This window comes from Brevundimonas sp. NPDC055311 (assembly GCF_053645695.1).
Genome location: NZ_JBSHMV010000002.1, coordinates 291528 through 311535 on the forward strand (window position 1 = coordinate 291528; position 20008 = coordinate 311535).

At 70.0% G+C, this 20008-nt stretch carries 21 protein-coding genes; 13 read left to right on the forward strand and 8 right to left on the reverse strand.

Annotated elements, in window-relative coordinates:
• Positions 1-97: 97 nt before the first annotated feature.
• Together ACWIDZ_RS07235 and ACWIDZ_RS07240 are read right to left on the reverse strand one after the other, a co-directional pair.
• A complete protein-coding gene (locus ACWIDZ_RS07235) occupies positions 98-553 on the reverse strand; it encodes an OmpA family protein (protein ID WP_343830061.1) in 456 nt (151 codons plus the stop codon).
• Positions 554-679: 126 nt separating this feature from the next.
• A complete protein-coding gene (locus ACWIDZ_RS07240) occupies positions 680-1033 on the reverse strand; it encodes a YMGG-like glycine zipper-containing protein (RefSeq protein ID WP_291780676.1) in 354 nt (117 codons plus the stop codon).
• 155 nt (positions 1034-1188) lie between these two features.
• Here ACWIDZ_RS07240 and ACWIDZ_RS07245 point away from each other — a divergent pair, with 155 nt between their 5' ends.
• Entirely contained in the window at positions 1189-2163 is a 975-nt protein-coding gene (locus tag ACWIDZ_RS07245) for a diacylglycerol/lipid kinase family protein (RefSeq protein ID WP_453988111.1), read from the forward strand.
• Positions 2163-2951 (forward strand): metallophosphoesterase family protein, encoded by a 789-nt coding sequence (locus ACWIDZ_RS07250; protein ID WP_291780682.1) that lies wholly within the window; start codon positions 2163-2165, stop codon positions 2949-2951. Before ACWIDZ_RS07245 ends, ACWIDZ_RS07250 begins: the two co-directional genes overlap by 1 nt.
• A 69-nt stretch (positions 2952-3020) precedes the next feature.
• On the opposite strand, the gene ACWIDZ_RS07255 is transcribed toward ACWIDZ_RS07250, so the two are convergent.
• The 3 genes from ACWIDZ_RS07255 to ACWIDZ_RS07265 form a co-directional block, all read right to left on the reverse strand.
• The gene (locus ACWIDZ_RS07255) at positions 3021-3200 is read right to left on the reverse strand and encodes a DUF1328 domain-containing protein (protein WP_003166483.1); all 180 of its coding nucleotides are present in this window, start codon (positions 3198-3200) and stop codon (positions 3021-3023) included.
• Between the two features lie 102 nt (positions 3201-3302).
• Positions 3303-3701: a hypothetical protein gene (locus ACWIDZ_RS07260; RefSeq protein ID WP_346485282.1), complete on the reverse strand. Its 399-nt coding sequence runs from the start codon at positions 3699-3701 to the stop codon at positions 3303-3305.
• Positions 3701-4045, reverse strand: coding sequence for a glycine zipper domain-containing protein (locus tag ACWIDZ_RS07265; RefSeq protein WP_291780689.1), 345 nt, complete (start codon positions 4043-4045; stop codon positions 3701-3703). Before ACWIDZ_RS07265 ends, ACWIDZ_RS07260 begins: the two co-directional genes overlap by 1 nt.
• A 158-nt stretch (positions 4046-4203) precedes the next feature.
• On the opposite strand from ACWIDZ_RS07265, the gene ACWIDZ_RS07270 reads away from it, so the two are divergent.
• The 9 genes from ACWIDZ_RS07270 (at position 4204) to ACWIDZ_RS07310 (ending at position 16259) form a co-directional block, all read left to right on the forward strand.
• The gene (locus ACWIDZ_RS07270) at positions 4204-4857 is read left to right on the forward strand and encodes a fumarylacetoacetate hydrolase family protein (protein WP_453988110.1); all 654 of its coding nucleotides are present in this window, start codon (positions 4204-4206) and stop codon (positions 4855-4857) included.
• Positions 4854-5486 carry a maleylacetoacetate isomerase gene (gene maiA, locus ACWIDZ_RS07275; protein WP_453988108.1) on the forward strand — a complete coding sequence of 211 codons (633 nt, stop codon included), beginning with the start codon at positions 4854-4856 and terminating at the stop codon, positions 5484-5486. Before ACWIDZ_RS07270 ends, maiA begins: the two co-directional genes overlap by 4 nt.
• 69 nt (positions 5487-5555) lie before the next feature.
• A complete protein-coding gene (locus tag ACWIDZ_RS07280) occupies positions 5556-6455 on the forward strand; it encodes an aldo/keto reductase (protein WP_346485279.1) in 900 nt (299 codons plus the stop codon).
• 95 nt (positions 6456-6550) lie between these two features.
• Complete coding sequence (mutS, locus tag ACWIDZ_RS07285) at positions 6551-9244, forward strand: DNA mismatch repair protein MutS (RefSeq protein ID WP_453988107.1); 2694 nt, start codon at positions 6551-6553, stop codon at positions 9242-9244.
• Positions 9245-9402: 158 nt separating this feature from the next.
• Positions 9403-12093 (forward strand): [protein-PII] uridylyltransferase, encoded by a 2691-nt coding sequence (gene glnD, locus ACWIDZ_RS07290; RefSeq protein WP_453988106.1) that lies wholly within the window; start codon positions 9403-9405, stop codon positions 12091-12093.
• 29 nt (positions 12094-12122) lie between these two features.
• Complete coding sequence (gene murJ, locus ACWIDZ_RS07295; protein ID WP_453988105.1) at positions 12123-13820, forward strand: murein biosynthesis integral membrane protein MurJ; 1698 nt, start codon at positions 12123-12125, stop codon at positions 13818-13820.
• Positions 13821-13993: 173 nt separating this feature from the next.
• Positions 13994-15031: a tryptophan--tRNA ligase gene (gene trpS, locus ACWIDZ_RS07300; protein WP_338577377.1), complete on the forward strand. Its 1038-nt coding sequence runs from the start codon at positions 13994-13996 to the stop codon at positions 15029-15031.
• Positions 15032-15036: 5 nt separating this feature from the next.
• Positions 15037-15762, forward strand: a complete 726-nt coding sequence (locus ACWIDZ_RS07305; RefSeq protein WP_453988104.1) for a GNAT family N-acetyltransferase — start codon at positions 15037-15039, stop codon at positions 15760-15762.
• Positions 15763-15794: 32 nt separating this feature from the next.
• Positions 15795-16259, forward strand: a complete 465-nt coding sequence (locus ACWIDZ_RS07310; RefSeq protein ID WP_346485272.1) for an OsmC family protein — start codon at positions 15795-15797, stop codon at positions 16257-16259.
• 5 nt (positions 16260-16264) lie between these two features.
• Here the strand turns inward: ACWIDZ_RS07310 and ACWIDZ_RS07315 are convergent, their stop codons facing one another.
• From ACWIDZ_RS07315 to ACWIDZ_RS07325, 3 genes are all read right to left on the reverse strand, one after another.
• Positions 16265-17188 carry an NAD(P)/FAD-dependent oxidoreductase gene (locus tag ACWIDZ_RS07315; protein WP_453988103.1) on the reverse strand — a complete coding sequence of 308 codons (924 nt, stop codon included), beginning with the start codon at positions 17186-17188 and terminating at the stop codon, positions 16265-16267.
• A complete protein-coding gene (locus ACWIDZ_RS07320) occupies positions 17157-17645 on the reverse strand; it encodes an Rrf2 family transcriptional regulator (RefSeq protein WP_453988102.1) in 489 nt (162 codons plus the stop codon). Before ACWIDZ_RS07320 ends, ACWIDZ_RS07315 begins: the two co-directional genes overlap by 32 nt.
• Before the next feature lie 71 nt (positions 17646-17716).
• Positions 17717-18466 (reverse strand): dienelactone hydrolase family protein, encoded by a 750-nt coding sequence (locus ACWIDZ_RS07325; protein ID WP_453988101.1) that lies wholly within the window; start codon positions 18464-18466, stop codon positions 17717-17719.
• A gap of 110 nt (positions 18467-18576) precedes the next feature.
• Here ACWIDZ_RS07325 and ACWIDZ_RS07330 point away from each other — a divergent pair, with 110 nt between their 5' ends.
• On the forward strand, positions 18577-19182 hold the full coding sequence (locus ACWIDZ_RS07330) for a PadR family transcriptional regulator (RefSeq protein ID WP_453988100.1): 606 nt from the start codon (positions 18577-18579) through the stop codon (positions 19180-19182).
• Positions 19179-19994: a siderophore-interacting protein gene (locus ACWIDZ_RS07335; protein WP_453988099.1), complete on the forward strand. Its 816-nt coding sequence runs from the start codon at positions 19179-19181 to the stop codon at positions 19992-19994. The genes ACWIDZ_RS07330 and ACWIDZ_RS07335 overlap by 4 nt, the downstream gene beginning before the upstream one ends.
• The last annotated feature ends 14 nt before the right edge of the window (positions 19995-20008 follow it).

The following is a 20008-nucleotide window of genomic DNA, read 5'->3' on the forward strand; positions in this document are numbered from 1 at the left end:
CCGGAAGCAGAACCAGGGGAAAGGCGCGACCTTAGACCCTCAGGCCCCGCCTAGCCACGCCCCGCGACGGCGGGCCGCAGCCGGCGGTCTGGCGGGGTCAGCGCGGGGCGGCGACCTCGATCAGCACCTCGGTGCGGCGACGCAGAGGGTCGTTGACGCCGCCGACGAGCGCGCCCTCGGCCCCGGCCGCTTCTATGTCGAACGCCGGGGCGGGCAGGCCGGCGCCCGCCAGCGCCTCGGCGACGGCGCGGGCCCGTTGTTCGGAAATGGTCAGGTTGGCGGCGGCCGTGCCGCTGCGGGCGTCGGCCAGGCCGGTGACCTTGACGTGCTTGATCTGGCAGCCCTGAAGCTGGGTCGCGGTCATGCCGATGGCCTGGCGGGCGGCGTCGGTCAGGGTGGCGCGGTCGGGCGTGAAATAGACTTCGAACCGCTTGTCGGCGCAGGCGGCCGGGTCGCTGACCAGGTCGCTGCGCTTCTTGTAGCCGCCGGTGGCGGCGCACCCGGCCACGGTCAGGCCGACGGTCAGCAGAACGACAGCGGAAATGAGCTTCATGTCAGGCCCCTCGCGCGCGCCGTGCGGCTCGCGCGCCCTCCAGCAAAAAGGGCGACCCGCGCCATGCGGATCGCCCTTTCAGACTGTCCCGAAAACGCTTCGGGCGCCAGAGGCTAGACGCCGGGATCAGTAACGGCGTTGGCCGTTCTCCCAGTAGCACTCGGACTGGCGGTTATCGTAGCAGTAGTAGTAGCGCCCCTGGTTGTCGCGGTAGCGCTGCTGGTTGTTGCGGTCCTGGTTCGAGCCGCGGATGGCGCCGGCCGCACCGCCCGCCAGGGCGCCGATGGCCGCGCCCGTGGCTGCGTTGCCGCCGCCGACGTTGTTGCCGATGATGGCGCCGGCCACGGCGCCCAGGCCCGCGCCGACGGCGCCTTGACGGACGGTTTCGTTCGAGCCGTAGCCGCCGCCGTAGTACGGGTCGCTGGCGCAGGCGGTCACCAGAAGTCCGGCGCCGGCGATGGCGATGATCGCCTTGTTCATGGTTCTGTCCTTCATCCCTTAGGGGGCACCCCTGAAGCTTCGATAACGCAGCCCGAAGAGGGCGGTTCCGAGGCAAAACGCTCGAAGCTTCACTTTAAATTCCAGCGCGTGGCCGCGAGCGCGGAACTGGCCGACCGCGCAGACGTTCGCCGCCCATGACAGCCGACACGCAGAACGACGCTCCGAATTTCCTGAGCCTCCTGGACCCCGCCGCCGCCTCTCAGGATGAGACGCCGCGACCGTTGACGGAGGCGGTCCGACTGGAACGGGTCATCATCCTGGTCAATCCGCTGTCGGGCGGCGTGGGGGCGCAGGCGGCCGACGAGGCCGCCGCTCTTCTGGCCGTCTATCCGCTTCAGGCCGAAGTGGTCGTGCTGGAGGGGGCGCGGATCCCGGATCAGATCGGCGAGGCGCTGGAGGCGCGTCCGGACGTCCTGTTCATCCTGGCGGGCGACGGGACGGCGCGATCGGTGGCCGCCCGCGTCGGGTCCGACGGGCCGCTGATCGCACCCCTGCCCGGCGGCACCATGAACATGCTGCCCAAGGCGCTTTACGGCACGGGGGATTGGAAGAAGGCGCTGCGCCTCGCGCTGGAGGAAGGCGCCCCCCTGGCCGTGGCCGGCGGCGAGGTCGAGGGCGAGGCCTTCTACTGCGCGGCCATCCTGGGCTCGCCCGCCCTGTGGGCTCCGGCGCGCGAGGCCATCCGCGAAGGCAAGTTGAAGATGGCCTGGACCTACGCCCGCCGCGCGCTGAAGAAGGCCTTTTCCGGCCGGGTGCGCTATGCGCTGGACGGTAGCGAGCGGGAGAAGGCTGAGGCCCTGGTGCTGATCAGCCCGTTGATCTCCAAGGCGATGGACAAGTGCGACGGGCTGGAGGCGGCGGCCATGAACACCGCCGACGCGGCTCAGGCCTTCCGCCTGGCCGCGCACGCCCTGTTCGACGACTGGCGCCAGGATCCGACCGTCACCACCCGAGGCGCCCGCAGGATCGAGGTGGAGGCCCGGTCGCGCATTCCCGCCGTGATCGACGGCGAGCCGATGCTGCTGGGCCGCGAGGCGGCGGTGCGGTATCTGCCGCGCGCCTTCATGGCCCTGGCGCCCAAGCCGCCCGCCGGCGAGGACAGCGTCTAGTGGGTCTGGTCCTCCAGTTTTCGGACGTTCATTTCGGATGCGAGCATGAACACGCGGTGGCCGCCGCAGCCGACTACGCCCATGCCGCCGGGGCCGATCTGATCCTGATCACCGGCGACATCACCCAGAGAGGCTATCCGCGCGAATTTGCGGCGGCCGGCGACTGGATCCGCGGCCTTCCCGAGCCGGTCTTCGTCACCGTGGGCAATCATGACGTGCCCTATTGGGACGTGATGGCGCGGCTGTTCTGGCCGTGGCGGGCCTTCGAACAGGCGACCGGCCATCCGGCCCATGATCACGAGTTCCGCCACGACGCCCTGATGGTGCGGGGCGTCACGACGGCGCGCGGCTGGCAGGCCCGTCCCAACTGGTCCAAGGGCGTCATCGACCTGGATCAGACGCGCCGCGCGGCGGAGGCTCTGCGCCAGGCGCCCGACGGCGCGCTTCGCATACTGGCCTGCCACCATCCCCTGGTCGAGATGATCGGCGCGCCCATGACGGGCGAGGTCAAGCGCGGAGAGCGCGCGGCGCGCATCTTCGCCGAGGCGGGCGTCGACTTGGTCGTCACCGGCCATGTCCATGTGCCCTTCGCCCTGCCGATTGGGGTCGGGGACGAATGCTCCTATGCCGTCGGCTGCGGGACCCTGTCGCATCGCGAGCGGGGGGCGCCGCCCAGCTTCAACCGCATCGAATGGGACGCCGAGACGGTGACGGTGTCGGCCGTGGCCTGGGACGGACATCGGTTCGCCGATCACCAGACCTGGCGGCTGCCGCGTCGCCGCGCCTGAGGGTTTCAGATCATGAAAAAGGGCCGCGACGGCTTGGTCGCGGCCCTGATTTCAATGCGTCCGGCTCCGCTAGATGCGCGGCCCGCCGCGCCCTCTCAGGCCGCCCACCAGCAGGGAGACGACGAACAGGATGACGGCGATGATGGCGATGAATTTGGCGATCTCAAACGACATGCCCGAGATGCCGCCGAAGCCGAGAACGGCCGCGACCAAGGCTATGATAAAGAAAATGATGGCCCAGCGAAGCATAGGCGATACCCTCCGTAAGGTGTTGACAGGAGCGGGCTTTCGACCCCTCCCGTCGACAACGCCGCTTGCCTGAACCAACGCGTCGGAGACTTGGCCGTTCCTTTAGCGTCGACGGCGTCCTCTGCTTTTTTCAGTAAAGGCGGCCGCGACCATGGTGGCCAGGGCCGGATTGCGCAGGAAGATGAAACCGCCGGCCAGGGCCGCTGCGGCGCCCAGGATCGGACGCTGCTGGAACAGGTGCAGGGCGCGGGCGCCCAGGCCTTCCGGCTCCTCGTCTTCCTCATCCTCATCATCGCCGCGCGCGCGGCGCACGAAGACCAGGGCGACGATGGCCGCGATCAGGGCGAACAACAGGGCGGTCAGGGCGGCCGCGATCACGGGCGGCACGACCAGCAGCAGCAGATAATAGACCGTCGCCCCCAGGGCGACCATGGCCACGAAGGCCGCGCCGGCGGCGACGAAGGTCGCCACCGCGCGGTTGATGAGCCCCCGCCCGAGCATCAGCGCCGACGCCCGGCCAGCAGCAGACCCAGGACGACGCCGACGCCGAGTGCAATGGCGGTCGACTGGATCGGGCGTTCCTGCACCCGCTCGACGACATAGCGCTGCGCCTCGTCGAATTTCTCGGCGGCGTCATCGTAATATTCACGGCCGCGCACCTTGGCGGTGTCGTAATAGCCGCGCGCCTTCTCGCGCAGTTCGTCGCCCTGTTCGCGCAGGCGGGCTTCGGCCTCGGAGGCCTTTTCCTTCAGGCGCTGGGTTTCCTCGCGGGCGCCGGCCTTGAGGTCCTCCTTCAGGGTCTTGAGATCGTTCTTGATGTCTTCACGAGCCTTGGACGTGGCCATGATGCGCGCTCCGCTCCTTGTGTAAGCTTGACGATTAAATAGAGAAGCCCTGTCCGAAACGCCACACCGACGATCAAGGTTCCTGCAATGCAGCATGGGGCGCCGTGCGGCGAAAATCCGATCTGGCGCGCCGTTCACGGCGCTTCTAGAACAGGGTCATGACCCAATGGCTGTTCCCGCCCGCCCAGACGCCGTCCCTGCTGATCGACGGTGATTCTCGCCGTCTGCCTGTGCGCCGCATCCTGTGCGTGGGCCAGAATTACGCCGCCCATGCCCGGGAGATGGGCGCCGATCCCGACAAGCCCGCGCCCTTCTTCTTCGCCAAGCCGGCCGACGCCCTGGTCGTCGATGGGAGCGACCCGGCCTATCCCTCGGCGACGCAGAACCTGCATTACGAGGTCGAACTGGTCGTAGCCCTGGGCGCAGACGCCAGGCCGGTCGGCTGGGCCGTCGGCATCGATCTGACGCGGCGCGATCTTCAGGCCGAGGCGAAGGCCAAGGGCCGGCCGTGGGAGGCTGGCAAGGCGTTCGATCAGTCCGCGCCCTGCGGCGCGCTCAGCCTGACGCCGCCCGCCGCCGACGCCGCCATCGAGCTGAGCGTCAACGGGGCGGTCCGCCAGTCGGGCCGCTTGTCGGACATGATCTGGGACGTCGACGGCGTCCTGTCCAAGGCGGCGGAGCTGTGGGCGCTCCAGCCCGGCGACCTGATCTTCACCGGCACGCCCGAGGGCGTCGGCCCGCTGAATCCCGGCGATCGGGTCGAGGCGGTCATCGCGGGCCTGCCGCCGCTCAGCTTCACGGTGCGCTCATGATCCTGCACGGCTACTGGCGCTCGGGCACCAGCTATCGCACCCGCATCGCCCTCAATCTGAAGGGGGTCGAATATCGGCAGGCGGCGCTGGACCTGCGCACGGGCGCGCAGAAATCCGAAGCCTACCTCCGGCTCAATCCGCAGGGCCTGGTCCCGGCGCTGGAGACGGATGACGGCCTGGTGCTGACCCAGAGTCCGGCCATTCTGGAGTGGCTGGAGGAGACCCGTCCCGAGCCGCCCCTGCTGCCGCGCGACGCGGCGGGCCGCGCCCAGGTGCGGGCCATGGCGGCGCTGATCGGCTGTGACATCCATCCGCTCAACAATCTGCGGGTGCTGAAGGCGGTGCGCGGTCTGGGCGCCGATCAGTCGGGCGTCGACGCCTGGGCCGGTCAATGGATCATCGACGGCTTCACGGCGCTGGAGGCTCTGGTCGTACGTCACGGCGAGGGCTGGTGCTTCGGCGCGACGCCGAGCCTGCCGGACTGTTACCTGATGCCGCAGCTCTATTCGGCGCGGCGGTTCAATGTCGATCTGGCGGCCTTCCCGCGCCTGCTGGAGATCGAGGCGCGGGCCGAGGCCCACCCCGCCTTCATCGCCGCCGTGCCGGAAAACCAGCCGGATGCGGATTAAGCTTCTTCGTTCACCAACGACCTTGATTTCGGTCAATCTCCCTTAAGCTTTGACGGCGAAAGTGGCGGCGTGAGATTCGCCGTTCCGCCCTCTCCGGCCGACAAACTCGCCATCGCCCTGGTGGTCGAGCCTGATCGGTCCCGTCCGCTGCCGCCCGGCCAGCGGGAAGAGGCGACGCGTCACCTGCTGCAGACTGCGGGCGACGCCGGGATCGGCCTGGTCGCCACCCGGCCCGAGGGCGACGTCGAGCGGATGCTGGGTCAGGCCTGGCCCTTCCCTTCGCCCTTCCGCGTCACCGTCCGCACCGTGCCCCTGGCCGATGGTCTGGACCGGGTCGAGGCGCGCGCCCGCCGCTCGCTCGAGCGCATGGGCCTGCCGCGCGGCGACGCCGTCCTGGTGCAGAACGCCGCCGATCTGGCGGGCGCCGAGGGCCGCGCCCTGTGGGATCGCCTGCAGGCGCTGAAGGATCGCGGGATTTTCCGCAAGGTCGGCTTCATCGCCACGGTCGAGGACGGCCCCGGCCTGCTGGCCCGCCGGTTCCAGCCGGACGTGGTGCAACTGACCTGCAATATCCTGGATCAGCGCGCGGCGCGCGCGGGCGTCATCGCCGATCTGGCGAGCGAGGGCGTCGAGGTTCATCTGGCCTCGGTCTTCGCCCAGGGGTTGCTGTTCGCCAACCGCGACAGCCTGCCGCCCGAACTGGCGGCCCACGGCATGGCCCTGTCGCGCACGCGTCGCCGTCTGGCCGAGGCGCGCGTCGATCCGATGCAGGCGGCCCTGGCCTACGCCCTGACCCTGCCGGGCGTCGCTTCGGTCATCGCCAGCGTGGCGTCATCAGCCGAACTGCGCGCCATCATCGCCGCCTCCCACGCCCCGCGCCCCGACATCGACTGGGACGCCCTGGCCCTGGACGAGACGCCCGCCGCCCTGGCCTCGCGCCCGCGTCTGCGGCTGGTCAGCGCGGCCTGATCCACAAAGCTGTCCACAGGTCGCCTTTCGCCTGTGCATGAGGAACACCGCCCGCGCTTGAGGCCGCCGCCCCGATCCGCCACCCTGCGGGCCAGATGAACGCGCCGCTTTCCCACCCGCCCAAAACCGACCTCAAGCCGGACGCCGGAACCACGCCGGTCATGGCCCAGTATCTGTCGGTCAAGGCCGGCCAGCCGGACGCCATGCTGTTCTTCCGCATGGGCGACTTCTACGAACTGTTCTTCGAGGACGCCCAGAAGGCGGCGGCGGCGCTGGGCATCGCCCTGACCAAGCGGGGCAAGCATCAGGGCGAGGACATCCCCATGGCCGGGGTGCCGGTCCACGCCATGGACGGCTATCTGGCGCGGCTGATCCGTCAGGGCTTCAAGGTCGCCGTCTGCGAACAGCTGGAAGACCCGGCCGAGGCCAAGAAGCGCGGCTCCAAGGCCGTGGTTCACCGCGACATCGTGCGGGTGGTGACGCCCGGCACCCTGACCGAGGACACGCTGCTGGACGCGCGCGGCGCCAACCGGCTGGCGGCCGTGGCGATCCGCAAGGGCCGGGCCGCTGTGGCGGTGGTCGAGCTGTCGGCGGGCGTGGTGGATTCGGTCGCCTGCGACCTGTCTGATCTGGGCGCGGCGCTGGCGGCGTTCCGTCCGTCCGAAGTGCTGGTCCCCGACCGCCTGTTCTCGGACGAGACGATGAAGGGGGCGCTGGACGGCTCGGGCGGCGTGGTTCAGGCCATGCCTCAGGCCCTGGCCGAGCCGGTCGGGGCGAAGGATCGGGTCCAGCGGCTTTACGGCGTCTCGGCGCTGGACGGCTTCGGCGCCTTTGAAGAGGCTGAGATTTCGGCCCTGGGCCTGATCGCCGCCTATCTGGAGACGACGCAGGCGGGGAAGATTCCCGCCCTGACCCCGCCGCGCCGTTCGGGCGAGAGCGGCTTCCTCGCTATCGACCCGGCGACCCGCCTCAGCTTAGAGATCGACCGCACTCAGCGTGGAGAACGCGACGGCTCCTTGCTGCACGCCATCGACCGCACCGTGACCTCGGGCGGGGCGCGGGCGCTGGCCGAGCGCGTCTCGCGCCCCTTGCGCGATCCGGCGGCGATCAACGCCGGTCTGGATGCGGTCGAGTGGCTGCTGGAGCGGCGCACCCTACGGCGCGACCTGCGGGAGTCTTTGCGCGCTTCAGCCGACGTGGCGCGGGCGACCTCGCGTCTGGCGCTGGGGCGCGGCGGGCCGCGCGATCTGGCGGCGATCCGTTCGGGCCTGAAGACGGCGCAGGGCCTCAGCGCCCTGTTCGCCGCCTCGGCCAATGATCCGCTGGCCGGGCCGCCCGCGCGGGTGACGGCTTGCCTCGACCAACTGGCGCTTGAGGGCGACCTGTCGCATCTGCTGGCCGAACTGACCGACGGCCTGATGGACGAGCCGCCGCACCTGGCGCGCGACGGCGGCTATGTGAATCTCGGCCACCGGCCCGAACTGGACGCCGCCCGCACCCTGCGCGACGACAGCCGCAAGGTCATCGCCGAACTAGAAGCCAAGGCCGTCGCCGACAGCGGGATCGCCTTCAAGATCCGCCACAACGCCGTCCTCGGCTACTTCCTCGAAACCAGCGCCAAGGCGGCCGAGTCCCTGTTGCGCGCCGGACCCGACAGCCCCTTCATCCACCGCCAGACCCTAGCCAATCAGGTGCGCTTCACCACCGTCGAACTGTCGGAACTGGACGCCAAAATCAGCCAGGCCGGGCACCGCGCCCTGGCCATCGAGGCCGAGACCTTCGAGGGCTGGCGGCGCGAAGTGGCGCGTCTGGCCGGGCCGCTTCAGGGCGTGGCCGAGGCGCTTGCCGAACTGGATGCTCACGCCGCCTTGGCCGAATGGGCCGAAGAGGTCGGCGCCGTGCGCCCCAGCGTCGACGACAGCCTGTGCTTCGCCGTCGAGGCGGGCCGCCATCCCGTGGTCGAGGCGGCGGTGAAGGCGCAGGGCCTGCCCTACACCCCCAACAACTGCGCGCTGGCGGGCGACGGCGTCGGGGCCTCGCGCTTGTCGATCGTCACCGGCCCGAACATGGCGGGTAAGTCGACCTTCCTGCGCCAGAACGCCCTTCTGGTGGTGCTGGCGCAGGCGGGGGCCTTCGTCCCGGCGCGGTCGATGCGGCTGGGCGTGGTCGACAGGCTGTTCAGTCGCGTCGGCGCGGGCGACGATCTGGCGCGCGGCCGCTCCACCTTCATGATGGAGATGGTCGAGACGGCCGCCATCCTGACCCAGGCGACGGGGCGCAGCTTCGTCGTTCTGGACGAGATCGGGCGCGGCACCGCCACCTATGACGGTCTGGCCATCGCCTGGGCCACGGCCGAGGCCCTGCACGAGACCAACCGCGCCCGGACCCTGTTCGCCACCCATTATCATGAGCTGGCCCAGCTCGAGGAACGGCTCGACCACGTCTGCAACCTGTCGATGAAGGCGAGGGAGTGGAACGGCGAACTGGTCTTCCTGCACGAGGCGGCGCCGGGCGCGGCGGATCGGTCCTACGGCGTGCAGGTGGCGCGTCTGGCCGGGGTGCCGACAGCGGTCGTCGGCCGCGCGCGCGAAGTGCTGGAGCGGCTGGAGAATGAGAAGACGGCGACTGCGCGTCTGGACGACCTGCCGCTGTTCGCGGCGGCCGAACCGCCCCCGCCGCCGATGAAGTCCATGCTGGACGAGGCCGTCGCCGCCATCGATCCCGACGACCTGACCCCGCGCGAGGCGCTGGAGGCCCTTTATCGGTTGAAAAATCTGGCGAAGACCTAAATCACCGCTCATCCCGGCGGACGCCGGGATCCAGTCCTTTGGCCCCAAATGCGTGTTTGGAGGCGGAGCGCCTTTTCAGGCGCTGAGCCTGAAGCTCTTACTGGATCCCGGCGTCCGCCGGGATGAGCGGGAGTGAGGGAGCGTGCTATGTTCCTTCCGTGACCGTCCCGCCTCCGCTCCCGTCCGCCGTTCTCGACGCCGCTTCGGCGCCGGACCCGCGCGCCGCCGTCACCGCCGCCTTGCGCGAAAGTTTCGACGCCGATCGCGCCCGCGCCGCACGCCGGGCCGAGAGCGCCACCGACGGGGCCGAGGCCGCGCGTCTCTACGCCGAGGCCGCGGACGCCCTGCTGACCACCCTGTGGCGGTTCGCGACCGAACAGGTGCATCCGGCTCTGGACGAGCGGCTGACCCTGCTGGCCGTCGGCGGCTATGGGCGCGGGGTGCTGGCGCCGTTTTCGGACCTCGACCTGTTGTTCCTGCGGCCGGGACAGGCGATCAGCCCGCGCGCACAGGCGGTGGTCGAGTTCGTCCACTATGTCCTGTGGGATCTGGGGCTGAAGGTCGGTTCGGCCTTTCGCTCCATCGGTGAGACGCTGGCGTTGGCGCGCGACGACATGACCGTGCGCACCACCCTGCTGGAGGCGCGGGTCCTGGCGGGGGACGTCGGGCTCGGCGAGGGCCTGCTGAAGCGGTTCCGCAGCGCGGTCAGCCGCGCTGATCCGCGCCCTTTCATCGCCGCCAAGATGGCTGAGCGCGACGTGCGGCTGCAGAAGACCGGCGCGGTCCGCTACCGCGTCGAGCCCAACATCAAGGACGGCAAGGGCGGGCTTCGCGACCTCAACACCCTGTTCTGGATCGCTCGCTCCCTGGCGCCGGACAGCGACCGGGGACAGGCGGCGCTCGAGGGCCTGCTGACCGCGCGCGAGATGCGCAGCTTCCGCGAGGCGATCGGCTTCCTGTGGCGGGTCCGCATCCTGCTGCACCTCAGCGCCGGTCGAGCCGAGGAGAAGCTGACCTTCGACTTCCAGCCCGAGATCGCCCGGCGCATGGGATGGCGCGGGCGCGGCGACGAACTGGCGGTCGAGCGCTTCATGCGCCGCTATTTCCAGGTGGCGCGCGAGGTCGGCGCCCTGACCCGCGCCGTCTCGGCCCAGCTGGAGGCCCGCCAGCAGAAGAAGGCCGAAGGTCTGGCGCGCGGCCTGTCGCGGCTGATCCGGCGCCGTCGCATCAAGCTGGCTTTCGACGGTCTGGCGGTGGAGGAGGGGCGACTGACAGTGACGGGTGCGAACGTGTTCGCCCGCGATCCGGTGCGGCTGCTGCTGCTGTTCGTCGAGGCGGATCGGCTGGACCTGGACCTGCACCCCGACGCCTTCGCCGCCGTGATCCGTTCGCTGACGCTGGTGACGCCCGCCCTGCGCCGCGATCCGCGCGCGGCCGAGGCCTTCCTGACGGTGCTGGCGCATGGCCAACGGCCCTATCGCGTCCTGTCGATCATGAATGAGACGGGCTTTCTCGGCCGTTTCCTGCCCGAGTGGGGGCGGATCGTCGGCCAGACCCAGTTCAACATGTATCACGCCTATACGGTGGACGAGCACACCCTGCAGGCGGTCGGGATCATCAACGACATCGCGCGCGGCAAGCTGGAGGGGGACCATCCGGCCTCGACGGGCGTCATCCACCGCATCGCCGACATCGAAGCCCTGATGCTGGCCATGCTGCTGCACGACGTGGGCAAGGGCGGCGACCGGGGCCAGTTGGAGGACGGCGCCATCGCCGCGCGCCGGGCGTGCGAACGGCTGGGGGTCGACCCGCGTCGGATCGAGCTGGTCGTCTGGCTGGTGCGCCATCACCTGCTGATGAGCGACTACGCCCAGAAGCGCGACGTGTCCGACCCCTCGACCGTGCGCGCCTTCGCCGAGGCCGTGGGCGACCCGGAGCGCCTGCGGATGCTGATGGTGCTGACCGTGGCCGACATCCGCGCCGTGGGGCCGGGCGTGTGGAACGGCTGGAAGGGGCAGTTGATGCGCGCCCTGTTCGAGGCGACCGAGGCCCTGTTCCGGGGCGACGCCGTGACGCGCGAAGACCCCCTGGCCGATCACCCGGCGCTGGTCGAGCGAGCGCGGCGCGAAGGGGCGGCGGTCGAGGCCCTGCCCGCCGAGGGGCCGCTGGAATCGACCGCCCGTGTGGCCGTGGCGGCGCGCGACCGATCCGGCCTGTTCGCCGATCTGGCGGCGACGCTGTCGATGGCGGGCGCCGATGTGGTGGGCGCGCGGCTGGCCACGGCCGTGGACGGCATGGCGCTGGACGTGTTCGAGATCCAGGACGGGGCAGGCGAGCCCTATGGCGGGCGTGAGCCGCGCCGACTGGCCATTCTGGTCAAGGCGATGGAGCGGGCGGTGCTGAAGGGGGCGCGGACCTCGGCGCTGGAGGCGCCGCGCGTCAGCGCCCGCCGCGCCGTGTTCGAGGTGCGGCCCGTGGTGCGGATCGACGCTGATACGGGAACCAGCGCCGTGGTGATCGAGGTGTCGGGCGCAGACCGTCCCGGTCTGCTGGCCGATCTGGCGCGGACCATTTCGGCGCATGGTTACTCGACCCGCTCCGCCCACGTCGCCAGCTTCGGCGAGCGGGCGGTGGACGGCTTCTACATCACCGACGCCGACGGCCGGAAACCGAAGAGCAAGTCGAAGCTGGAGGCGCTGAAGGCCGATCTGCTGGAGGTGCTGGACCGGACGCTCCAGGGCCCGGCGGGGCGGCGCATCATCCCTGTGCGCGCCAGCGTGCGCGACGTCTCGGATCTGGAAGGCGCTCTGGGCCGCTCGCCCGTATCCAGCGGCTCGCAGGCGCGCTAAGGCGTTTCGGACCGAGCGCAGGAACAGCCGTGAACGACAAGACCGATCCCATCGAACCGGCCGCGCCGATCCCGGCCGCAAACGCCACGGTCGAGCCGGTGGTCCAGCCGCCCGCCTCCGCCGCGACGGCCAAGCCCAAGGCCGGCGGCGTGGCCCGGTCCTCGGCCATCTTCAGCGCCATGACCCTGCTCAGCCGGCTGGCCGGGTTCGCGCGCGACCTGGTCATCACGGCGGCGCTGGGCGCCTCGGCGGGACCGGCGGCCGACGCCTATTATACGGCGCTGAACTTCCCCAATCTGTTCCGGCGCATCTTCGCCGAAGGGGCCTTCGCCGCCGCCTTCGTGCCCGCCTACGCCAAGACGCTGAAGAGCGAAGGCGAGGCGACCGCGGACAAGGTGGCGACCGACGCCCTGGCCGCCGTGGCCGCCGTCACCGTGGCCCTGACCCTCGTCGCCCAACTGGCCATGCCGTGGCTGATGACCGTCATCAATATCGGCTTCCTGGACGATCCGGCGCGCTTCAAGCTGGCGGTGATCCTGACCCAGATCACCATGCCCTATCTGCCCTGCATGGCGATCGCCTCCCTGCTCAGCGGCGTCTTGAACGCACGGGGGCGCTTCATCGTCTCCGGCGCCTATCCGATCCTGTTGAACCTGATCATGCTGGCCGCCGTCATCCCGGTGAAGGGCGACCAGATCGAGGCCGCCTACGCCGCCTCCTGGGCCGTGTTGGTCGCGGGCGTGGCCCAGGCGGGCCTGTGCTGGTGGGCGGCGCGCAAGGCGGGGGCGAACATCCGCCTCAGCCTGCCGAGGATGACCCCGGCGGTGAAGGCCATCATCATCACCGCCATCCCGGCCGCCATCGGCAACAGCGCGACCCAGATCAACGTCTTCATCTCCGGCAACCTGTCCAGCTTCGTCGACGGCGGCCGCACCTGGCTGGCGACGGCGGACCGGCTGTATCAGCTGCCGCTGGGCCTGGTCGGGGTGGCGATCGGCATCGCTCTTCTGCCCAAGTTGTCCTCAGCGGTGGCGTCCGAGGACAAGGGCCAGCAGCAGGCCTCGATGGACGAGGCGCTGATCCTGTCCATGGCCCTGACCCTGCCGGCGGCGGCGGCTCTGATGGCCATGCCCTACTTCCTGATCGACGCCCTGTTCACGCGCGGCGCCTTCCTGCAGGTGGACGCCGTCAACACGGCCCAGGCCCTGCTGCATTTCGGCTGGGGCGTGCCCGCCTTCGTCCTGATCCGCATCCTGGCGCCCGCCTTCTTTGCGCGGGGCGATACGCGGCGGCCCATGGTGTTCGCCCTGATCTCGGTGGCGGTGAACGCCGTCCTGGCCATCGGCCTGTTCAGCGCCGGCATGGGGGTGTCGGGCATTGCGGCGGCGGTCAGCGCCTCGGCCTGGACCAATGTGCTGCTACTGGGCGCGACCCTGTGGCGGCGCGATCACTACCGGCCGAGCCCGCGCGCGGTCTGGCGCCTTGGCCGCATCGCCCTGGCCAGCGCGGGCCTGGCGGCGGTGGTCGGCGTCGCGTCGTGGGCGCGGCCGATGCTGCAGGCGCCGGTCGCGGACCTTCTGGCCTTGGCGGGTTCGACCCACGGCGCCAAGGAGATCACCCTGTTGCTGGTCGTGGCCTCGGGCGGTCTGGCCTATGTCGTCCTGGCCTTCCTGACCCGGGCCGTGACCGTGGCCGAGGTCAAGGGCCTGGTCCGGCGGGCGCGGTGAGCTTGCCCTTCGCGCTGCGAACCGATAAGCGCGAGGGCATGGCGCTTTCGGGACGATTTCTCGCTCACGGACGATGGCGCGGCTGATCCGCCGCTCCGCGCTTCCGCACGTCCCCCTTTCGCACGCGAAAACGTGCGCCGACACTCGCCTTTCGATTTCCGAGATCCGCTATCATGACTGACCAGACTCCGGCTCAATACACCGGTCCGCGCCGCATCCTGTCCGGCATCCAGGCTTCCGGCGCCCTGCACCTGGGCAACTACCTGGGCGCGCTGAAACGCTTCACCGAACTGCAGGAGACGGGCGCGCCCCTGTTCGTCTTCGTCGCCGACATGCACGCCATCACCGTCTGGCAGGAGCCGGAGAAGCTGGCCGCCCAGACGCGCGAGATCGCGGCGGCCTATTTGGCCTCGGGTCTCGACCCCGCCAAGGCCGTCATCTTCCCGCAGTCGGCCGTGCCTGCCCACGCCGAGCTGGCCTGGATCTTCAACTGCGTCGGTCGCCTGGGCTGGCTGGACCGGATGACCCAGTTCAAGGAGAAGTCAGGCAAGCACAAGGAACGCTCCAGCGTGGGTCTGTATACCTATCCGGTGCTGCAGGCGGCGGACATCCTGCTCTACAAGGCGACCGAGGTGCCGGTCGGCGAGGACCAGAAGCAGCATCTGGAGCTGACCCGCGACATCGCCCAGAAGTTCAACAACGACTTCGGTACGCCGGGCTACTTCCCCCTGCCCGAGCCTCTGATCCAGGGCCCGGCGACACGGGTCATGTCTCTGCGCGACGGCGCGGCCAAGATGTCCAAGTCCGATCCGTCGGACCTGTCGCGCATCAATCTGACCGACGACGCCGACGCCATCGCCAACAAGATCAAGAAGGCCAAGACCGATCCCGAGCCGTTGCCGGAGACGGTCGAGGGTCTGGAAGGCCGCGCAGAGGCCAAGAACCTGGTCGCCATCTACGCCGCCCTGGCTGACACCACGCGCGAGGCGGTGCTGGCCGAGTTCGCGGGTCAGGGTTTCGGCGCCTTCAAGCCGAAGCTGGCTGAACTGGCCGTGTCCTCGATGGCGAACGTCACCGCCGAGATGCGCCGCCTGATGAACGACCCGGCCGAGATCGACCGCGCCCTGGCCGCCGGCGCCGAAAAGGCCCGCGAAGTCGCCGAGCCGACTATCGCCGAGGTCAAGAAGATCGTCGGCTTCTGGCAGGGCTGAGCCGAATGGCGCACCCGCTGGATCGTCCGATCTGGAACGCCCTGACGTCTGCGCGTCAGGCGTCCCTGGCCGTAGGGACGGGCGGGGCGTTGCGGCTGGCGCCGGGTTACGGTGTCTTCGTCGCCAGCGTCGATCAGGCGCCGGAAAGCCTGGCGGCCGTCGCGGCGCTGGAGCAGCCCGAGGGGCTGCTGGCCACGGTCGAGGCGGAGCGCACGCCCATCCCGCCGGGCCTGACGGTGCTGAAGGAGGCGGTGCTGACGCAGATGGTTCTGGTCGATCTGGCTCCGGCCAAGGCGCGCGACATCGCTATAGAGCCCCTGACCGAAGCCGACGCCCCGGCCATGCTGGCGCTGGCGACCCTGACCGAGCCGGGGCCCTTCTTCGACAAGACGCACCGACTGGGCGACTTCTTCGGGGTCAAGCAGGACGGGCGGCTGTTGGCCATGGCGGGCGAGCGGCTCAAGCCGGACGGCTTCACCGAGGTCTCGGGCGTCTGCGCCCATCCCGACGCGCGGGGGCGGGGTTACGCCGGGGCGCTGATGCGGGCGGTGATCGCGCGCATCCTGGCGCGCGGCGAGACGGCCTTCCTGCATTCCTATGCGGACAACGCCGGGGCCATCGCCCTGTATCACTCGCTGGGCTTCACCATCCGGGCGCAGATGCAGATGCGGATGCTGACCCAAGGCGATCTGGCCCAAGGCGATCTGGCGAAACCCGCAGAGGGCGCCTAGCTTAGCTTCGACCCTTTGTTTCGGAGCCTGTCATGAGCCAGCACGTCGCCGTCGTCGAATGGAACCGGGGCGATCAGCCCTTCAGCGACAACAAATACGGTCGCGGCCATGACTGGCGCTTCGACGGCGGCGCTGTGGTGCGGGGATCGTCTGCGCCTTCGCCCATGATCCCGCCGCCCCTGTCGGAAGAGGCGGCGGTAGACCCGGAAGAAGCCCTGGTCGCCGCCCTGTCCAGCTGCCACATGCTGTTTTTCCTGGCCTACGCCCGCAAGGACGGCTTCGTGGTCGATTCCTATCGCGACGAGGCCGAAGGAACCCTGGGCAAGGACGAGCGCGGCAAGATGTCGATCACCGCGGTGGTGCTGCGCCCCGCCGTGACCTGGTCGGGCGACAAGCAGCCGGATGCGGCGGCCATCGCCGACCTGCATCACCGCGCCCATGACGTCTGCTACATCGCCAACTCGGTTCGCGCCGAGGTGAAGATCGAGCCGCGCTGAAATCCTCAGGCCGTCTCCTCTTCGATCAGGGAGCGGAAGGCGGCGTGGGCGGCGGTCATGCCGTCCGTCGTCGCCAGGGTGATGTTGCCCGCCGGCCGCGCCAGGTCGCCGGCGGCGAAAACGCCCGGTTGAGTGGTCTGTTGCTGGGCGTCGACCTTGACGATGCGGCCCATGGGGGTGTCGGTCATCTCGCAGCCCAGGCGTTCGGCGAAGCCGCCGGACTGCCGCACATGGGCGCCGACGAAGACGGCCTTCAGCGGGATGAAACGGCCGTCCGTCAGCCGCGCCCCGGTCAGGGTCGGCGCCTCGCCTTCCAGACGTTCGACGGGCGTCGGCTCGATGGTCACGCCGCGTCGCGCCAGCACGCGCGCGTCGTCTTCGCTCAGGCGCGCCGGGTCGATGAACAGCACGGCCTGGCCCCATTCGGCGACGACGCTGGCATACTGGACCGCATGGTCGCCGCGCCCCAGGACGCCGATCGGCCCGCCGCCGACCTCATAGCCGTGACACCAGGGGCAATGCAGGGCGGTGCGTCCCCAACGCTCCTTCACGCCGGGCAGATCGGGCAGGACGTCCTCGACCCCGTGGGCCAGGATCAGACGACGGCCCATGGTGCGGCTGCCGTCGGCGAAGGCGACCGAAAAGCCGCCGTCGATGCGCGTCGCGTCCACCGCCTCGGCCATGCGGAAGGCGGCGGTGGGATAGGCCGCGACCTGGGCGCGGGCGGCGGCGGCGATCTCCGACCCCGGACGGCCGTCGTTGCTCAGCACCCCGTGCGCGCGGGCGGCGAAACGGTTCCGGGGGCGGCCGTCGTCGATGACCAGGACGCGGCGGCGCGCCCGCACCAGTTGCAGGGCGGCGGACAGACCCGCGTAGGAGCCGCCGATGACGACGGCGTCATGGGGCATCGGGTTTTCGCTGGTGCGCATGGAGCAGGTCTCTCTTGGGATGGGCGGCCAGCCGGCACGAGAAGTCCGCCGCCAGATCAGCCAGGGTGATGGAGTCCAGCCGCGCGGCCAGCAGGGCGCGCGCGGCGGCGTAGGTGTCGGACAAGGCGTCGTTGACGGCGGCCTCGATCAGGCAGCCTTCGGCCTCGACCGGCGGCGACTCGGGCAGCAGGCCGGGCTCGCCCAGGGCGGCGTGGACCTGGCCGAGGGTGACGGCCTCCAGCGGGCGCGCCAGTCGCCAGCCGCCGCCGTGGCCTTTTTCAGATACGACCAGCCCCTGTTCACGCAGGCCCGCCATGGTGCGGCGGACCACGACCGGATTGGTCGACAGACAGGTCGCCAGCATGTCCGAGGTCATCGGTAGGCCGCAGCGCTGTTCGTGCTCGGCCATGTGCAGCAGGGCGTGAAGAATGTTGGAGAGGCGGGAGTCTCTTTTCATGTAACTTCAATTGTTACGTGAAAAGGCGCGCGTCAAGGCGGGGTCCAGAGATTATTTTCAGCAGACTATTTTCAGACGTGGGGCGCGCTGTCCTTCAGGAAGGCGCTGAAGCGACGCAGCGCCTCTTCGGTCAGTTCCGGATGGTGGCGCATGGGGCCGTTGTTGGTCGGCTCGTCAAAGGCGTGGGTGCCGTCGGCGACCCAGCTTTCGACCTCTGAGCCGCAGTTGCGGATCATGGCGTTGACCCGCTCGGCGTTGCGGACGGTGGTCAGGTGATCGCGTTTGGCCGTCAGCGCCAGGACGCGCGGGCAATGGCGCCAGGGCTTCATTCGATTGAAGGCCCAGGGGCCGATGTAGGGATAGGCCAGCCAGACGGCCTTGACGCCGGACAGGTCGACGGCTGCGGGATCGGCCACGCCCATGCGGCCCGGCTCGGGCGTCTCGCTCATCATCTCCATGATGGCCCAGCCGCCGTGGCTCCACCCGCCTAGCGCCAGTTGCGAGGCGTCGACGTCAGGGCGTTGCGAGACGCCATGGATGGCCGCCAGGACGTCGCCAGCGCGCTCATAGCCGCGAAAGGCCAGGCCGGTGCAGACGGCGATCAGGGTGAAGTTTCGGCCCCATCCGCGCGACGCATAGGAATCGACGATGAAGGCGCGCCAGCCCGCCGCCTTCGCCGCCTCGGCGTAGCGCGGCAGATGGGCCCGCAGACCGCCGCAGCCGTGGAACAGAAGGACCGCCGGACGGGCCTTGTCGTCGTCCGGTCCGACGACGTGAACATGGGGCTCTAGCTGGGCCCAGCGGGCGGCGACGGTGTCCATCGGCGCAGCTTAATCCGTCTCTCCGCCGAAGAAAGAGGTCTTGCGCTTTCGATATATCGATATATCTGTTTGCGAGTTCGATATATCTAAGTGAGAGAGAAGAGACGCAGATGAGAGGATTCAAGGGAATCGGAATGCGCGGCTGCGGCATGGGCCACGGTTTTGCGCGCGGGCACGGCGGCCCTTTTCGGTCGATGCGGCCGGAAGGGCGACGCATGGGCGAGGGCCGGATGCGGGGCGAGGGCCACGGCCGTCGCGGCGGCGGCCGCATGTTCGAGCACGGCGCCCTGCGCTGGGTGCTGTTGTCGCTGATCGCGGACAAGCCCAGTCACGGCTATGAACTGATCAAGGCCATCGAGGCCCGGATGGGCGGAACCTACACGCCCAGCCCCGGCGTCATCTACCCCAGCCTGACCCTGCTGGAGGACATGGGCGCCCTGAGCGTCGTCGCCGAGGGCGGCAAGAAGCGTTACGCCGTCACCGATGAAGGCCGTCGCCTGCTGGGCGAGAACGCCGAGGCCCTGGCTCACGCCGAGCGCAAGATGAAGGTCTTGCGCGGCCGCGCCGATCGTCCGGCCCGCATCGCCCAGGCCATTGAGGCCTTCCGCGCGGCGACCCATGAGCGTCTGAGCCAGGAGCCGCCGCTCAGCGAGGCTCAGGTCGAGGCCATCGCCGACCTGATCGAGGCCGCGGCCGAAAAGGTGAGACAGGCATGAACGACGCCCTGCTGAGACAACCGCGCCGCGTGCGGCACGAGCTGAAGTTCCGCCGCGCGCGCGTGGAGGCGGTGGAGCAGCTGACCCCCGTGCTGAAACGGATCGTCCTGACGGGCGAGGAGTTGGAGGGCTTCTTCAGCCCCGGCTTCGACGACCACGTGAAGATCTTCCCCGCGCCGCGCGGCGAGCCCTTGGTGCTGCCGACGCTGGGGCCGGACGGACCGGTGTTTCCCGAGCCCCGGCCCGTGGCGCGCGACTACACGCCGCGTGTTTTCGACGCCGCCAATCGTCGGCTGATCATCGACTTCGCCGTCGGCCACGGCGGCCCGGCGACGGCCTGGGCCGAAGATGCGCGACCGGGCGACGAACTGGGTCTGGGCGGGCCGCGCGGCTCCTTCCTGATCCCGACCAGCTTCGCCGAGCATCTTCTGGTCGGCGACGAGGCGGCCATCCCCGCCATCGCGCGCCGTCTGGAGGAACTGCCGGAAAGCGCGCGCGCCATCGCCTGCATCGAGGTCAACGACGCAGGCGGAGAGCTGGACCTGCCCAGTCCGGCGAACGTCGAGATCGTCTGGGTGCATCGCAAGGGCGGCCCGCGCGGCCGCGCCGAGGCCCTGACGGCGGCGGCGGTCGCGGCGGCGAAACAAATCGACCCGGCCGACGCCTATGTCTGGGTCGCCTGCGAATCCTCGGTCGCCCGCTCGATGCGCGCGGCCCTGTTGGCCGTCCGGCCGTTCAACCCGAAATGGATGAAGGTCGCGGGCTACTGGCGCCTGGGCCGGGCCGGCTCGCACGAGGTGATCGAGGACTGAGGCCCGACCGGGCC

Excerpts from the sequence above, each read along its gene's own strand:
- ACWIDZ_RS07235 (WP_343830061.1), bottom strand. The coding sequence starts at position 553 with ATGAAGCTCATTTCCGCTGTCGTTCTGCTGACCGTCGGCCTGACCGTG.
- ACWIDZ_RS07240 (WP_291780676.1), bottom strand. The coding sequence starts at position 1,033 with ATGAACAAGGCGATCATCGCCATCGCCGGCGCCGGACTTCTGGTGACC.
- ACWIDZ_RS07245 (WP_453988111.1), top strand. The coding sequence starts at position 1,189 with ATGACAGCCGACACGCAGAACGACGCTCCGAATTTCCTGAGCCTCCTG.
- ACWIDZ_RS07255 (WP_003166483.1), bottom strand. The coding sequence starts at position 3,200 with ATGCTTCGCTGGGCCATCATTTTCTTTATCATAGCCTTGGTCGCGGCC.
- ACWIDZ_RS07260 (WP_346485282.1), bottom strand. The coding sequence starts at position 3,701 with ATGCTCGGGCGGGGGCTCATCAACCGCGCGGTGGCGACCTTCGTCGCC.
- ACWIDZ_RS07265 (WP_291780689.1), bottom strand. The coding sequence starts at position 4,045 with ATGGCCACGTCCAAGGCTCGTGAAGACATCAAGAACGATCTCAAGACC.
- ACWIDZ_RS07270 (WP_453988110.1), top strand. The coding sequence starts at position 4,204 with ATGACCCAATGGCTGTTCCCGCCCGCCCAGACGCCGTCCCTGCTGATC.
- maiA (WP_453988108.1), top strand. The coding sequence starts at position 4,854 with ATGATCCTGCACGGCTACTGGCGCTCGGGCACCAGCTATCGCACCCGC.
- mutS (WP_453988107.1), top strand. The coding sequence starts at position 6,551 with ATGAACGCGCCGCTTTCCCACCCGCCCAAAACCGACCTCAAGCCGGAC.
- trpS (WP_338577377.1), top strand. The coding sequence starts at position 13,994 with ATGACTGACCAGACTCCGGCTCAATACACCGGTCCGCGCCGCATCCTG.
- ACWIDZ_RS07305 (WP_453988104.1), top strand. The coding sequence starts at position 15,037 with ATGGCGCACCCGCTGGATCGTCCGATCTGGAACGCCCTGACGTCTGCG.
- ACWIDZ_RS07310 (WP_346485272.1), top strand. The coding sequence starts at position 15,795 with ATGAGCCAGCACGTCGCCGTCGTCGAATGGAACCGGGGCGATCAGCCC.
- ACWIDZ_RS07315 (WP_453988103.1), bottom strand. The coding sequence starts at position 17,188 with ATGCGCACCAGCGAAAACCCGATGCCCCATGACGCCGTCGTCATCGGC.
- ACWIDZ_RS07320 (WP_453988102.1), bottom strand. The coding sequence starts at position 17,645 with ATGAAAAGAGACTCCCGCCTCTCCAACATTCTTCACGCCCTGCTGCAC.
- ACWIDZ_RS07325 (WP_453988101.1), bottom strand. The coding sequence starts at position 18,466 with ATGGACACCGTCGCCGCCCGCTGGGCCCAGCTAGAGCCCCATGTTCAC.
- ACWIDZ_RS07330 (WP_453988100.1), top strand. The coding sequence starts at position 18,577 with ATGAGAGGATTCAAGGGAATCGGAATGCGCGGCTGCGGCATGGGCCAC.
- ACWIDZ_RS07335 (WP_453988099.1), top strand. The coding sequence starts at position 19,179 with ATGAACGACGCCCTGCTGAGACAACCGCGCCGCGTGCGGCACGAGCTG.